Source organism: Leucobacter luti (assembly GCF_004217175.1).
Lineage (GTDB): Bacteria > Actinomycetota > Actinomycetes > Actinomycetales > Microbacteriaceae > Leucobacter > Leucobacter luti.
Genome location: NZ_SHKI01000007.1, coordinates 46,726 through 60,442 on the forward strand (window position 1 = coordinate 46,726; position 13,717 = coordinate 60,442).

General features: G+C 69.0%; 12 protein-coding genes. 9 read left to right on the top strand and 3 right to left on the bottom strand.

The genetic code is table 11. The annotated features are described in order from the left end of the window. The first annotated feature begins 14 nt into the window (after positions 1–14). From uvrC to EV139_RS13600, 8 genes are all read left to right on the top strand, one after another. The gene (gene uvrC / locus EV139_RS13565; RefSeq protein WP_241989073.1) at positions 15–1,928 is read left to right on the top strand and encodes an excinuclease ABC subunit UvrC; all 1,914 of its coding nucleotides are present in this window, start codon (positions 15–17) and stop codon (positions 1,926–1,928) included. Continuing rightward, positions 1,925–2,803: an RNase adapter RapZ gene (gene rapZ, locus EV139_RS13570; protein ID WP_130454930.1), complete on the top strand. Its 879-nt coding sequence runs from the start codon at positions 1,925–1,927 to the stop codon at positions 2,801–2,803. The genes uvrC and rapZ overlap by 4 nt, the downstream gene beginning before the upstream one ends. 60 nt (positions 2,804–2,863) lie before the next feature. Then, positions 2,864–3,844: a DNA-binding protein WhiA gene (whiA, locus tag EV139_RS13575; protein WP_130454932.1), complete on the top strand. Its 981-nt coding sequence runs from the start codon at positions 2,864–2,866 to the stop codon at positions 3,842–3,844. A gap of 152 nt (positions 3,845–3,996) precedes the next feature. Further along, positions 3,997–4,614, top strand: coding sequence for a superoxide dismutase (locus EV139_RS13580; protein WP_130454934.1), 618 nt, complete (start codon positions 3,997–3,999; stop codon positions 4,612–4,614). A 36-nt stretch (positions 4,615–4,650) separates the two neighbouring features. Continuing rightward, positions 4,651–5,853, top strand: a complete 1,203-nt coding sequence (locus EV139_RS13585) for a phosphoglycerate kinase (protein ID WP_130454936.1) — start codon at positions 4,651–4,653, stop codon at positions 5,851–5,853. Further along, positions 5,850–6,686, top strand: a complete 837-nt coding sequence (gene tpiA / locus EV139_RS13590) for a triose-phosphate isomerase (protein WP_130454938.1) — start codon at positions 5,850–5,852, stop codon at positions 6,684–6,686. The genes EV139_RS13585 and tpiA overlap by 4 nt, the downstream gene beginning before the upstream one ends. Before the next feature lie 162 nt (positions 6,687–6,848). Beyond that, positions 6,849–7,097: a preprotein translocase subunit SecG gene (secG, locus tag EV139_RS13595; RefSeq protein ID WP_130454940.1), complete on the top strand. Its 249-nt coding sequence runs from the start codon at positions 6,849–6,851 to the stop codon at positions 7,095–7,097. A gap of 40 nt (positions 7,098–7,137) precedes the next feature. Next, on the top strand, positions 7,138–7,503 hold the full coding sequence (locus EV139_RS13600; RefSeq protein ID WP_130454942.1) for an RNA polymerase-binding protein RbpA: 366 nt from the start codon (positions 7,138–7,140) through the stop codon (positions 7,501–7,503). 147 nt (positions 7,504–7,650) lie between these two features. On the opposite strand, the gene EV139_RS13605 is transcribed toward EV139_RS13600, so the two are convergent. Genes EV139_RS13605 through tkt form a run of 3 tightly spaced genes read right to left on the bottom strand, consistent with a single transcriptional unit; the run spans position 7,651 to position 12,542 of the window. Beyond that, positions 7,651–9,285, bottom strand: a complete 1,635-nt coding sequence (locus EV139_RS13605) for a glucose-6-phosphate isomerase (RefSeq protein WP_130454944.1) — start codon at positions 9,283–9,285, stop codon at positions 7,651–7,653. Continuing rightward, the gene (gene tal / locus EV139_RS13610) at positions 9,285–10,397 is read right to left on the bottom strand and encodes a transaldolase (protein WP_130454946.1); all 1,113 of its coding nucleotides are present in this window, start codon (positions 10,395–10,397) and stop codon (positions 9,285–9,287) included. Before tal ends, EV139_RS13605 begins: the two co-directional genes overlap by 1 nt. Before the next feature lie 57 nt (positions 10,398–10,454). Next, positions 10,455–12,542 carry a transketolase gene (tkt, locus tag EV139_RS13615; protein ID WP_237465441.1) on the bottom strand — a complete coding sequence of 696 codons (2,088 nt, stop codon included), beginning with the start codon at positions 12,540–12,542 and terminating at the stop codon, positions 10,455–10,457. A gap of 87 nt (positions 12,543–12,629) precedes the next feature. Here tkt and EV139_RS13620 point away from each other — a divergent pair, with 87 nt between their 5' ends. Continuing rightward, positions 12,630–13,550 (top strand): heme o synthase, encoded by a 921-nt coding sequence (locus tag EV139_RS13620; RefSeq protein ID WP_130454950.1) that lies wholly within the window; start codon positions 12,630–12,632, stop codon positions 13,548–13,550. Positions 13,551–13,717 lie beyond the last annotated feature (167 nt).

The window sequence follows — 13,717 nt, forward strand, 5'->3', positions numbered from 1 at the left end:
CGGCCCAGGGCGAGATCCCCACGGCGCCCGGCGTCTATCGCTTCAGCGACAAATACGGCCGCGTGCTCTACATCGGCAAGGCGAAGAACCTCCGCGCCCGGCTCGCAAACTATTTTCAGCCGCTGCACTCGCTCATGCCCCGCACCAGGCGCATGGTCACGCTCGCGGCGAAGCTCGACTGGACCGTCGTGGCGACCGACACCGAGTCGCTCGTGCTCGAGCACACCTGGATCACGGAGTTCAAACCTCCCTTTAATGTCCAGTTCAAGGACGACAAGACATACCCATATCTTGCGGTGACTCTTCGCGAGGAGGCTCCTCGACTCATCATCACCCGCAACGAGAAGATCCGTGGTGCGCGCTACTTTGGCCCATACCCAAAGGTGTGGGCGCTCAGGGAAACCACAGCGCTACTGCAACAGGCGTTCCCCATTCGCACCTGCAATGACGCAGACTACAAGCGGGCGATGTCGAGCGGGCGGCCGTGCCTCGCCGGTCAGATCGGACGCTGCCACGGGCCGTGCTCGCAGCTGATCAGCGTCGAGGATCACCGCGCCCGCGTGGACGAACTGGTCTCGTTCCTTGCGGGCGGAGACTCGAGCCACTTGCGCACCCTCCAGTGGGCCATGCGCGACGCGGCCGCGGAGCAGCGCTACGAGGACGCGGCGCGACTCCGAGACCAGGTCCAGGCAGTGGAGCACGTGCTTGAAAAGAACGCCGTGGTGCTCGGCCACGACGTCAACCTCGACGTGTTTGGGCTTCGCGCCGACGAGCTCGCGGCGGCCGCGCATCAGTTCATCATTCGCGGCGGCAGAATCCGGGGCGAGCGCAGCTGGATCGTTGACGTGGAGCTCGACGACTCGCCAGGCACACTCCTCGAACAGGTGATCCAGTCCGCGTACGAGGGCGAGCGGGAGCCCCCGCCCGAGATCCTCGTGCCGCTGCTTCCCGAGGGGCACGCCGCGCTCGAAGAGGCGCTCAGCGCTCGCCGGCCGCGCCGTGGCAAGGTCACGCTGCGCGTGCCCGAGCGGGGCGACAAGGTCCAGCTCATGGAGCGCGCCGTGCTCAACGCCGGCGAGCACCTCATCCGGTACAAGATGAAGCGAGCTGCGGACCTCACCGCGCGCACCGACGCGCTCGCCGAGCTGCAGCGCGCCCTCGACATGACCGAGGCGCCCCTGCGGATTGAGTGCATCGACGTGTCGCACCTCCAGGGCACGGGGGTGGTGGCCTCCCTCGTGGTGTTCGAGGACGGGCTGCCGGCGAAGGGTGCCTACCGCAAGTACCGCATCGAAGAGACCACCGACGATACCGACTCGATCTTCCAGGTCGTGTCCCGGCGCGCAGCGCAGCTTAACCTCGCCAAGGAGTCGGGGGAGCAGCCGAGCGGGATCTATCGGGATCGCCCGCAGCTGCTCATCGTCGATGGCGGTGAGCCGCAGGTGAAGGCCGCAGCCCGAGCGCTTGCCGCCGCGGGCATCACCGACATCGCGCTGTGCGGGGTCGCCAAGCGACTCGAGGAGATCTGGCTACCCGGAGACCCGTTCCCCGTGATCCTGCCCCGCACGAGTGAGGCGCTCTTCCTCGTGCAGCGCATCCGCGACGAGGCGCACCGCTTCGCGATCACGTTCCAGCGGCAGCGCCGCAGCACCTCGATCGCGAGCCGACTCTCGGAGATCCCGGGCCTCGGCCCCAAGCGCGTGCAGGGCCTGCTGCGGCACTTTGGTTCGGTCACGCGGCTGCGCGCCGCCTCCCTCGCCGAGCTGTCGGCGGCGCCGGGCCTCGGCCCCAAACTCGCCGAGCAGGTGCGGGCGCACCTCGCCAGCCCCGCTGGGCCGGATCACGATGCAATCGATCCAGGTGATGCACCTGACGCTAAGCTTGTCACAGCGGCCGATCTGGCGCTGGGCGAGGAGGATGTCCAATGAACGAGGTAGTTTCCGCACAGGAGATCCTCATCGTGACCGGAATGTCGGGGGCCGGTCGCAGTACCGTCGCAAACACGCTTGAGGATCTCGGGTGGTACGTGGTCGACAACCTGCCGTTGTCGATGCTGAAGACGCTCGCGGACATGGCAGACCGCTCTGGCGGGGCTCTCCCCAAGATCGCCGCCGTGGTCGACGTTCGCGGCCGTGACCTGTTCGCAGACATTCAGCACACTGTGAATGAGCTGCGCGAAAACGCCACGGTCCGCGTGGTCTTCCTTGACGCGACCGACGAGATTCTCGTGCGCCGGTACGAGTCGGTGCGCCGTCCGCACCCGTTCCAGGCCGAGGCCGGGAGCCTGCTCGAAGGGATCCGACTCGAGCGCGATCGACTCCAGGAGCTCCGCGCGTCGAGCGACGTGGTGGTCGACACTTCGCGCTACAACGTGCACGATCTGTCCACCGCGACGCGCGAGCTATTCTCAGACGACAACACGCCCGGCCTGCAGCTCTCGGTGATGAGCTTCGGCTTCAAGTACGGCGCACCCACCGACGTCGACCTCATGGTCGACATGCGCTTCCTCCCCAACCCGTTCTGGGAGCCGGAACTCCGCGCCCTCACCGGGGTTGACACCGAAGTCAAGGAGTACGTGCTGAGCCGCGAGGGCGCCGCTGAGTTCCTCGATCACTACGTCGCAGCACTGACACCGGTGCTCGCGGGCTTTCAGCGAGAGAACAAACGACACGCCTCGCTCGCGGTAGGATGCACGGGCGGCAAACATCGTTCTGTCGCCACCGCACGCGAGCTCGCTGATCGACTCGCTGGCCTTCCAGGCGTAAGTGTAAGTCTGCGCCACCGCGACCTCGGTCGCGAGTAATCTGCAGCGCTGCGCCGCCGCTTTGTCGTTTTTTATCCTGAAATCTGAGAGGACCCATTCGTGCTGTCGACCCTTGAGGTGAAGAGTGAGCTCGTACGTTTCCCGGTGCAGCGCACCGGAGAGCGTATTGCTGAGGTCGCTACGATCCTCCGCCTGGCCGGCGGGCTGCACACTATTTCCGGGCGCATCGCGCTGGAAGCCGAACTGCACACCCCCCAGATTGTGCAGCGTGTCCGCAAAGATCTCGCCGAACTCTACGGCGTCCGTTCCGAAGCCAAGCAGCTCCCACCATCAAGCACGCGCCCCGGCGCGCCGCAGTTCCTTGTCCGTGTGATCGACGGCGAGACGCTCGCCCGGCAGCTCGGGCTGCTCGATCCGCGCCGCCGCCAGATTCGCGGACTCCCGAATCGCCTGACCACGGGCGCGCAGCCCGAGCTCGCTGCCGTCTGGCGCGGGGCGTTCCTCGCCCGCGGCGGGCTCACTGCCCCCGGGCGCTCGGCGAGCCTCGAGATCGTGTGCCCCAGCAACGAGGTGGCCATGGCGCTCGTGGGCGCCGCAAGCCGCATCGGCATCGACGCGAAGAGTCGCGAGATTCGCGGCCAGAACAAGGTGCTGATCCGCGACGGCGAGGCGATCGGGGAGATGCTCGGCGCGATGGGCGCCGAGCAGGCCCGCGCGAGCTGGGACGAGCTGCGTCGCGCCCGCGAGACCCGCGCCACCGCCAACCGCCTCGTCAACTTTGACGATGCGAACCTGCGCCGCTCCGCGCAGGCGTCGGTCGCCGCCTGCGCTCGCGTTGAGCGCGCGCTTGAGATTCTCGGCGACGACATCCCCGACCACCTGAAGTACGCCGGCAAGCTGCGCCTCGCGCACCGCGAGGCCAGCCTTGACGACCTGGGAGCGCGCGCCGAGCCCGTGCTCACGAAGGACGCGATTGCGGGCCGGATCCGCCGCCTGCTCGCGATGGCAGACAAGGAAGCGTCGACCCGGGGTATCCCCGGTACCGAGGCGAGCCTGCCCGACGAGCTCGACCGAATCTAAGGATTCACCACCGCAACGGCGGGGACGGTGCACAGCACCGCCCCCGCCGTTTCTGCGCCCGGGTTCGCTGGCAGGGGATTCACGCCCACGGCGATGCGCCGCGTCGATAGACTGATTTTGACCACTGATGATCGTAGAGATTGGAGCGCCGCATGGCCGCCTATTCACTTCCTGAACTTCCGTACGATTACGCCGCGCTTGAGCCGCACATCAGCGGCAAGATCATGCAGCTGCACCACGACAAGCACCACCAGGCCTACGTGACCGGCGCGAACGCGGCACTCGATGGCCTCGCCGAGGCACGCGAGAGCGGCAACCTCGCAAACGTGAACAAGCTGGAGAAGGATCTGGCGTTCAACGTGGGCGGCCACGTCAACCACACCATTTTCTGGAACAACCTCTCGCCCGAGGGCGGCGAGCGTCCCGAGGGCGAGCTCGCGGCAGCGATCGACGAGTACTTCGGCGACTTCGAGAAGTTCCAGGCGCACTTCACCGCTACGGCGATGGGCGTGCAGGGTTCGGGGTGGGCAGTACTCGCGTGGGACGCGCTCGGCCAGCGCCCCAACGTCGTGCAGCTCTTCGACCAGCAGGGCAACCTCCCCGCCGGCACCGTCCCGCTGCTCATGCTCGACGTCTGGGAGCACGCGTACTACCTTGACTACCTCAACGTGCGCGCCGACTACGTGAAGGCGTTCTGGAACATCGCCAACTGGCAGGACGTGGCGAAGCGCTTCGAGGCAGCTCGCACGCAGACGCCCGGCCTGATCTAGTCACCTCCCACCACGAACGAGGAGCCCGCCGCACACATGCGCACCATTGAATCCCTGGGGTCGCTCGCCGACCGGACGGTCATCGTCCGGAGCGATCTGAACGTTCCACTCGCCGACGGCGTGATCACCGACGACGGGCGCATCCGCGCCTCACTCACCACCATTCGTGAGCTTCGCGCCGCCGGCGCGAAGGTCGTGGTGATCAGCCACCTCGGACGCCCCAAGGGCGCCCCCGAGGCACGGTACTCACTCAGCCCGGTCGCCGCACGGATGGCCGAGCTGCTTGAGGCCCCCGTGCAGTTCGTCAGCGAGACGGTCGGCGCCGAGGCGAGTGCGGCGGTCGCCGCGCTCGCGCCGGGGGACGTCGTGCTGCTCGAGAACCTCCGCTTCAACGCGGGGGAGACGAGCTCGGACGACGCGGAACGCGGTGCGTTCGCGCAGCAGCTTGCCCAGCTCGGAGACGCGTTCGTCTCCGACGGGTTTGGGGTCGTGCATCGCCGCCAGGCGAGCGTTTACGATCTCGCGCAGCTGCTGCCGAGTGCGGCGGGGCGCCTCGTCGCCGCCGAGCTTGAGGTGCTCCGGCGCCTCACCGACACCCCCGAGCGCCCGTACACGGTGGTGCTCGGCGGGTCGAAGGTCTCCGACAAGCTCGGCGTCATCTCACACCTGCTCGAGCGCGTTGACACGCTGCTCATCGGCGGCGGGATGCTCTTCACGTTCCTCGCGGCGCAGGGCCACCGGGTGGGCGCAAGCCTGCTCGAGGCCGACCAGCTCGACACGGTGCGCGGCTACCTCGCCACCGCCGCGGAGCGCGGCGTGAACATCGTGCTCCCGAGCGACGTGGTCGTGGCCGCCGCGTTCGCGGCCGACGCCGCGCACGAGACGGTGCCGGCCGACGCGATCGAGTCAGCGAGCTTCGGCGCGTCCGGACTCGGCCTCGACATCGGCCCGGATTCGGCGGCCGCGTTTGCCGCCGTCATCGCCGAGTCGCAGACCGTGTTCTGGAACGGCCCCATGGGCGTGTTCGAGATGCCCGCGTTTGCACACGGCACGCGCGCGGTCGCCCAGGCGCTCACCGACACCGCTGGCTTCACCGTGGTGGGCGGCGGCGACTCGGCCGCCGCGGTGCGCGCGCTCGGCTTCGCGGACGCGCAGTTCGGACACATTTCAACGGGCGGCGGTGCGAGCCTCGAATTCCTTGAGGGCAAGGCACTGCCCGGACTGGAGGTTCTCGCATGAGCGACGCACCCGCAACACCCACCACACAGCGCGAGCCGCTCCCGCTCACGGCCCGGACCCCGCTGATCGCGGGCAACTGGAAGATGAATCTCGATCACCTCCAGGCGATCGCGCTCGTCCAGAAGCTCTCCTGGTCACTCAAGGACGCGCGCCACGACTACGGCGACACCGAGGTGGCGGTGTTCCCGCCGTTCACGGATCTGCGCTCGGTGCAGACGCTCCTCACGGCAGACAAGCTCTCACTCGTGCTCGGGGCGCAGGACCTCTCGCCCCACGAGTCCGGCGCATACACGGGGGACATCTCCGGCGCGATGCTCGAGAAGCTCGGGGTCCACTACGCGCTTGTGGGGCACTCCGAGCGCCGCCACGGCCACGGCGAGAGCGACGAGGTCGTCGGAGCGAAGACCCTCGCCGCGCATCGCGCCGGCCTCGTTCCCATGATCTGCGTGGGGGAGACCGCGGCGGACCTTGCCGAGCACGGTGCCGCCGCGGTACCGCTCGCGCAGCTCGCCGCGGCCGTTGCCCAGCTTCCGCGCGACGCGGAGATCGTGGTGGCGTACGAGCCGGTCTGGGCGATCGGCAGCGGCCAGGCGGCGACCCCCGAGCAGGCGGAAGAGGTGGCGCGGGCGATCCGCGAAGCGCTCCGCGACCTTCGGGGCGACGACAGCGCTGCGGCCACCCGAATCCTCTACGGCGGCTCCGTGACCAGCCAGAACATCGCCGCGTTCTTGAAGCAGCCGAACGTCGACGGCGCGCTCGTCGGCGGGGCGAGCCTCAAGGCGGACGAGTTCAGCAGGATCGTGCAGTTCCGCAAGCACGTCACGGCGGGCTAGCACCCGTCGCGGCCGCGAGCCCGGGGACGTAGCGGGCCACACCCGCCGCGTACCCCGGGTCGAATTCTCACTGCCGCAGGCCTGCCGCGACCCCGTTCCTCTCGCGCCCCGCTATACTGGACGCTGGCGCACCACGCCCCCAACCCCCGAAAGGTGATCTGCGTGCTTATTCTCAAGATCGCTCTGATCGTCATTCTCGTGCTCACGAGTCTGCTGCTCACCCTGTTCATCCTGCTGCACAAGGGTCGCGGCGGCGGTCTCTCGGACATGTTCGGCGGCGGCGTCACCTCAAGCCTCGGCTCGTCCGGTGTGGCGGAGCGCAACCTCAACCGCATCACCGTGGTCGTGTCGATCGTGTGGGCTGCGTCGATCGTTGGACTGGGCCTCCTCGCCCGGTTCTCGGTCGTCTAACCGCGCTCCCGCTCACACACCCACTTCAGAAAGGTAGTCCGTGGCAGGCAGCAACGCCATTCGCGGTGCCCGTGTCGGATCCGGCCCCATGGGGGAGAAGGATCACGGCGCTCGCGCAGACCGCACTCAGATCTCGTACTGGGACGCTCTCGGCAACGAAACCGTACGCTACTTCGCGTCCGATGTCGCTGACGACGAGATTCCCGAGCAGATCGACTCACCCACTTCCGGGCTCCCGGCGGGACGCGACAAGGAAAACCCGCCGCAGCTCCCCAAGAACGAGCCCTACAAGACGCACCTCGCGTACGTCAAGGAGCGGCGCACCGAAGAGGAAGCCGTTGAGCTCCTCGACGCCGCGCTGCAGAAGCTACGCAAGCGCCGTGGAACGGCACGCGCCTCCGCGTAGTCTTTCCGAACAGAAACGCCGCGGGCCCCAACGAGTTTTCGTTGGGGCCCGCGGCGTTTCTGCGTCCGGCGGCGCAGCGCCCGCGTCTGCGCGGGTGGGCGAGTTGGCAGCCACCGAGCAGAGTGTATGCCGGCTCGCGTGCGCCGGCTAGCGGGTACGCGCTGCGCTGGTGAGGGCGGCGATGAGCTCGGCGGGGGAGCTGCTGCCGAGCGCGAACACCGGTCGCCCGCGCGAGGTCAGCACCTCGCGGTCGCCGCGCGCCTGCGCAACGATGAGCGTGCCAAACCCGGACTCGGAATCGGGGATCTCGACGTCACCGGCGCCCGAATCGCAGAGCTGGAGGAATGCGCCCAGCGCGGGGCCGCCCTTGTGGAGCTGCCCCACCGAGTGCAGGTACCGGGGCCCCCACCCGAGCGCCACCGGAACGCCGTAGGCGCTCGCGAGAGCGTCGCGCAGCTCGGCGAGCGCGGGCGCATATGGGCCGGAGGGGTCGAGGTAGGCCTGAATCGCGAGGTACCCGTTTGCGGGGATCGCCGCGCCCACCTCGGAGATCAGCGCCGCCGCGGAGTCCGCGGTTGAGTGCGCCGGGGCGGCGAGGACCGCCGCGGCCACGTCCACGAGTGGCAGAACAGCGGGTGCAGGATCGGTGTCGGCGTCGCGGGAGAGCACCGCGCGCGCGGCGATCTTTGCCGACTCGACGTCGGGCTGATCAAACGGATCGATCCCGAGCAGGTGGCCGATCATCGCGGTGGCCGTCTCCCACAGGAGGAACTGGGCGCCCAGCTCACCGTTCACCGCGAGCTCGAACCCGGCGCGGCCCAGTGTGCGCTGCGCGGGCTCGCTCGCGCTCGCGCTCAGCTCCACGCGCATGAGGTTGGCCGGGTGCAGCGTAAACTCGGGCGCGTCGAGCGGGAGCGCAATCGGGAGCACGCCGTGTCCGGCCTTGCCGGTTGACTCGGCAACGAGCTGCTCGATCCACTGCCCCAGGCCCCAGTGAGCGCCGGGCGCCTCGGCGATCCCGAGCACGTACTGCTGCGGCAGCCCGCACGCGATGACCGCCGCAAGCCGAAGCGCGGGGTTGGTGGGGGAGTCGCGGGTGAATTCCTCGCGCACGGCGCAGGCGTCAGCGAGGAGCCCGCGCACGTCGGCACCGGCGAGCGCGGTCGGCACGAGCCCGAAGGCGGTCAGCGCTGAGAACCGGCCGCCGATGTCTGGGTCGGCGAAGCACACCCGCTGCCCGGCGCCGCGCGCGTCAGCCTCGAGCTGCGAGCCCGGGTCGGTGACCACGATGATCCGATCCGCCGGGTTGATCCCTGCCGCCCGAAAGGCCGCGGTGAACGCGGACCGGTGGCTCAGTGTTTCGATCGTGCTGCCCGATTTCGAGCTCACGACGACCGCGGTGCGCGCGAGGTCTGCGCCGAGCGCGCCCGCGATAAAGTCGGGGTGTGTGGAGTCGACCACCGAGAGCTGCACGTCGGACCAGCGGGCGATCACCTCGGGGGCCAGGCTTGATCCGCCCATCCCGCACAGAACGATGCGGTCGACACCGGCCTGGAGCAGCTCCGCGCGAATTGCCTCGGCCCCAGCGATCGCCGTGAGCGCGTTCGCCTCAAAGTCGGTCCAGCCCAGCCGCTCGGAAGCCTCCGCGTCGGTGTCCCACAGTGTGGTGTCCCGAGCGTAGAGTCGGCTCGCCACCCGGTCGGCGACCAGCCGGGCAACGAGTGCCTCGACGCGGTCGTCCTCCGACGCGAGCTCCGGGCCGAAGCTGAGTCCGATCGGCATTACGCGCCCGCCTCCTGCAGTGCCCGCCCCACGGTGTCGCACAGCTCGGTCCAGGACGCATCGAACTTTGCCAGGCCCTCGCGTTCAAGCTGCGCGGTCACCTCCACGTAGTCCACGCCCTGGGCGTCGATCGCGTTGAGCACCTGGTTCGACTCGAGGAACTCGGTCGAGACCGTGTCACCCCGCACCACGCCGTGGTCGGCGAACGCGAGCAGCGTCGCCTCGGGCATGGTGTTCACCACGTCGGCCGCGACGAGCTCCGAGACATAGAGCGTATCGGGGAGCTCGGGGTTCTTCACACCGGTCGAGGCCCACAGCGGGCGCTGCAGGTTCGCGCCGAGCTCGGTCAGGAAGCGAGCGCGTTCGCTCCCGAACGCCTCGGTGTAGGCCTCGTAGGCCAGCCGCGCATTCGCCACGCCGGCCTGGCCGGTGAGCGCCGCGGCCTCCGCGGTGCCCAGGGCGAGGAGGCGGGCGTCGATCTCGGTGTCGACGCGGGAGATGAAGAACGACGCGACCGAGTGGATCCCAGAAATGTCGATCCCGGCGGCGCGCGCCTGCTCCAGACCGGTGAGGTAGGCGTTCATCACCTGGCGATAGCGCTCCAGGCTGAAAATCAGTGTCACGTTGACGCTGATCCCCGCGGCGATCACCGCGGTAATCGCTTCAAGCCCCTCAAGCGTGGCCGGGATCTTGATCATGGCGTTGGGTCGGTCAACACGCTGCCACAGTTCAATCGCCTGGGCGACGGTCCCGGCGGTGTCGCGCGCGAGCCCGGGCTCGACCTCGATCGAGACACGCCCGTCGCGGCCGCCGGTGGCCGCGTACACGTCCGCGAAGATGTCGCACGCATCGGCGACATCGGACGTGGTGAGCTCCACGATGGTCGCAGCGACGTCGAGGCCGCTCGCCGCGCACGCGGCGATCCGGTCACCGTAGCCGACGCCGCCGCCGATTGCGCCGGCGAAGATCGTCGGGTTCGTGGTGACGCCGACCACGGTGTGGCTGGCCTGGAGTGCGCGAAGCTCACCGCTCTCGATACGTTTCCGTGAGAGGTCGTCAAGCCAGATACTCACGCCGGCCGCGCTGAGTGCGGCGGTGGGGGAGGGTGTCATGCGTGGGGCTCCTCGGGGCAGGGAAGTACGGAAGAGGGTGAGCTGTGCTGGGTGCGGTTAGGCGGCGAGCGACTCGCGCGCGGCCGCGACGACGGCCTCGGCCGTGATCCCGAACTCGCGGAACAGCGTCTCGAAGTCGGCAGACGCGCCGAAGTGCTCGATCGAGACCGAGCGGCCGCGGTCGCCCACGAAGCGCTCCCAGCCGAGGCTGAGCCCGGCCTCGACGCTCACGCGCGCGGTCACGGCGGCCGGAATGACGCTCTCGCGGTACTCGGGCGTCTGCTCCGCGAACCACTCGAGGCAGGGGGCCGACACGACGCGCGCGCCGATGCCGTCGGCCGCGAGCTGCTCGCGGGCCTGCACGGCCAGCTGCACCTCGGACCCCGTCGCGATCAGCAGCACGTCAGTGCTGCCCGTGGGGGATTCGGCGAGCACGTACGCGCCGCGGCGCACGCCCTCGGCTGCTTCCGACGCGCTCGCGAACTCGCCGCCGCGCGGCAGCACGGGAACGTTCTGCCGGGTGAGCGCGAGCCCCGCGGGGCCGGCGTGGCGGGTGAGGATCTCGTGCCACGCGATCGACACCTCGTTCGCGTCCGCCGGGCGTACCACGGCGAGGTTGGGGATTGCGCGCAGGGTCGCAAGCTGCTCGATCGGCTGGTGCGTGGGGCCGTCCTCGCCAAGTGCGATCGAATCGTGCGTCCACACGAACACGCTCGGCACGTTCATCAGCGCGGCGAGCCGCACTGCGGGGCGCATGTAGTCGCTGAAGATCAGGAACGTCCCGCCGTAGCTGCGGGTCTTGCCGTGCAGCTGGATCCCGTTGAGGATCGCGCCCATGGCGTGCTCGCGGATGCCGAAGTGCAGCACACGGCCGTAGGGGTCGCCCGACCAGGTGGATGTCGAGTGGCCCGACGGCACGAAGGAGGGCACGCCGGGAATCGTGGTGTTGTTCGAGCCGGCGAGGTCGGCGGATCCGCCCCACAGCTCTGGCATGATCGGGCCGAGCGCCGCGAGCACCTTGCCGCTCGCCGCGCGCGTCGCGACGCTTGCGCCGGGCTCAAAGGTGGGCAGCGCTTCGAGCGCGCCCGCGGGAAGCTCGCGCGACTCAACGCGGTCGAACAGCGCCTTCCGCTCGGGGTTGGCGGCGGCCCAGGCGTCGAAGCCCTGCTGCCACTCGGCGCGGGTCGCGGCGCCGCGGGTCACGGCCTCGCGCGTGTGCGCGATAACCTCGGGGGCCACCACGAAGTGCTCGGCGGGGTCGAAGCCCACGGCTTCCTTGAGCCCGGCGAGTTCCTCAGCTCCGAGCTTCGCGCCGTGGATTCCGCCGGTGTTCTGCTTGCCCGGGGACGGCCAGCCGATGATGGTCTTCAGGATGATGAGGCTCGGCTTGCCCGTCTCTGCCTGGGCCGCGGCGATCGCCGCGTGCAGCTCGGCGACATCCTCCACGTATGCGCCGGTGCGCTTCCAATCGACCTCGAGCACCTGCCAGCCGTAGGACTCGTAGCGCTTCGCCACGTCCTCCGAGAACGAGATGTCGGTGTCGTCCTCGATCGAGATCTGGTTCGAGTCGTAGATCGCGATCAGGTTTCCGAGGTCCTGGTGCCCGGCGAGGGAGGAGGCCTCACTCGTGACGCCCTCCTGCAGATCCCCGTCGCCCGCGACCACGTAGATGAAGTGGTCGAAGGGGCTGGTCCCGGGCGCGGCGTCGGGGTCAAAGAGCCCGCGCTCGTAGCGTGCGGCGTACGCGAACCCCACGGCGGAGGCCAGGCCCTGACCGAGCGGGCCGGTGGTGATCTCCACGCCGTCGGTGTGGCCGTACTCCGGGTGGCCCGGGGTCTTTGAGCCCCAGGTGCGGAGCGCCTGCAGGTCTTCGAGTTCGAGGCCGTAGCCGCCGAGGTAGAGCTGCACGTACTGGGTGAGTGACGAGTGCCCCACGGAGAGGATGAAGCGGTCGCGCCCCACCCATGCCGAGTCAGCCGGATCGTGACGCATCACCTTCTGGTGCAACAGATAGGACACGGGCGCCAGGCTGATCGCCGTACCCGGATGGCCGTTGCCGACCTTCTCAACGGCGTCCGCCGCCAGCACTCGCGCGGTGTGCACCGCGAGATCGTCGAGCTCGTCCCACTGCAGTTCGTTTCCCAAGACTGACCTTTCGAAAGGGAAGTAGATGAGCGTGCCGCCCGGCAGCCCCGCGTCAATCCTAGCCGGAGGAGGTAGCATGACACGGTGATGTCCACGCAGATTCAGGATCAAGAAGCCCGCCACCGGCGTTCAGTCGGTCGCTCGATCAAGAACTACGTCGCGCTGACCAAGCCGCGCGTCATGGAGTTGTTGCTCGTGGTCACGGTGCCCGCGATGATCCTTGCGCAGGGCGGCCTCCCGAATCTGTGGCTCGTGCTCGCCACACTCGTGGGCGGTGCAATGAGCGCGGGGTCGGCCGGCGCGTTCAACTGCTACATCGATCGCGACATGGACCGCAAGATGAAGCGCACGGCGGGCCGGCCGCTCGTCACCGGCGAGATCTCAGACCGCAACGCACTCGTGTTTGCCTGGGTGCTCGGCGTGCTGTCCGTCGCCTGGCTCGCGCTCACCACCAATTTGCTCGCGGCCGCGCTCTCCGCAGCGGCGATCTTCTTCTACGTGGTCATTTACACGCTCGTGCTCAAGCGGCACAGCGAGCAGAACATCATCTGGGGCGGGATCGCCGGGTGTTTCCCGGTGCTGATCGGCTGGGCCGCGGTCACCGGCGGCCTCGACTGGCCCGCCTGGGTGTTCTTCCTCATCATCTTCCTGTGGACGCCGGCTCACTACTGGCCGCTGTCAATGCGCTATCGCGACGACTACGCCGCCGCAGGCGTGCCGATGCTGGGCGTGGTACGCGGGCGCACCACCGTCGGTTTGCAGGTCATTCTGTACGCGTGGGCCACAGTCGTGTCGAGCCTGCTCCTGATCCCCGCCGCCGGCATCGGCTGGGTCTACACGGTGGTCGCGCTCCTCGCCGGCGGCTATTTCCTGGTCCAGGCGCACACCCTCTACGGCAGCGCGATTCGCGGCCACGAGGGCAAGCCGATGCAGGTCTTCCACGGGTCGATCACCTACCTCTCGGTGCTCTCCGTGGCGATCGCTGTGGACCCGCTGCTGCCCTTCTAGGCGGCCGGCGCCCGGCGGCCTGCCCGGGGGCGCGCGGCGGCCTGCCCGGCGGCCTGCCCGGACGCACAGATCCGCCCCGAAAGCCCACATCCGACCCTCGGCTTCAGGGTGGGGTGGTGGTCTTCCGGGGCGGATCTGTTGTTCAGGGTCGGAGCTGTGGCTTGGCG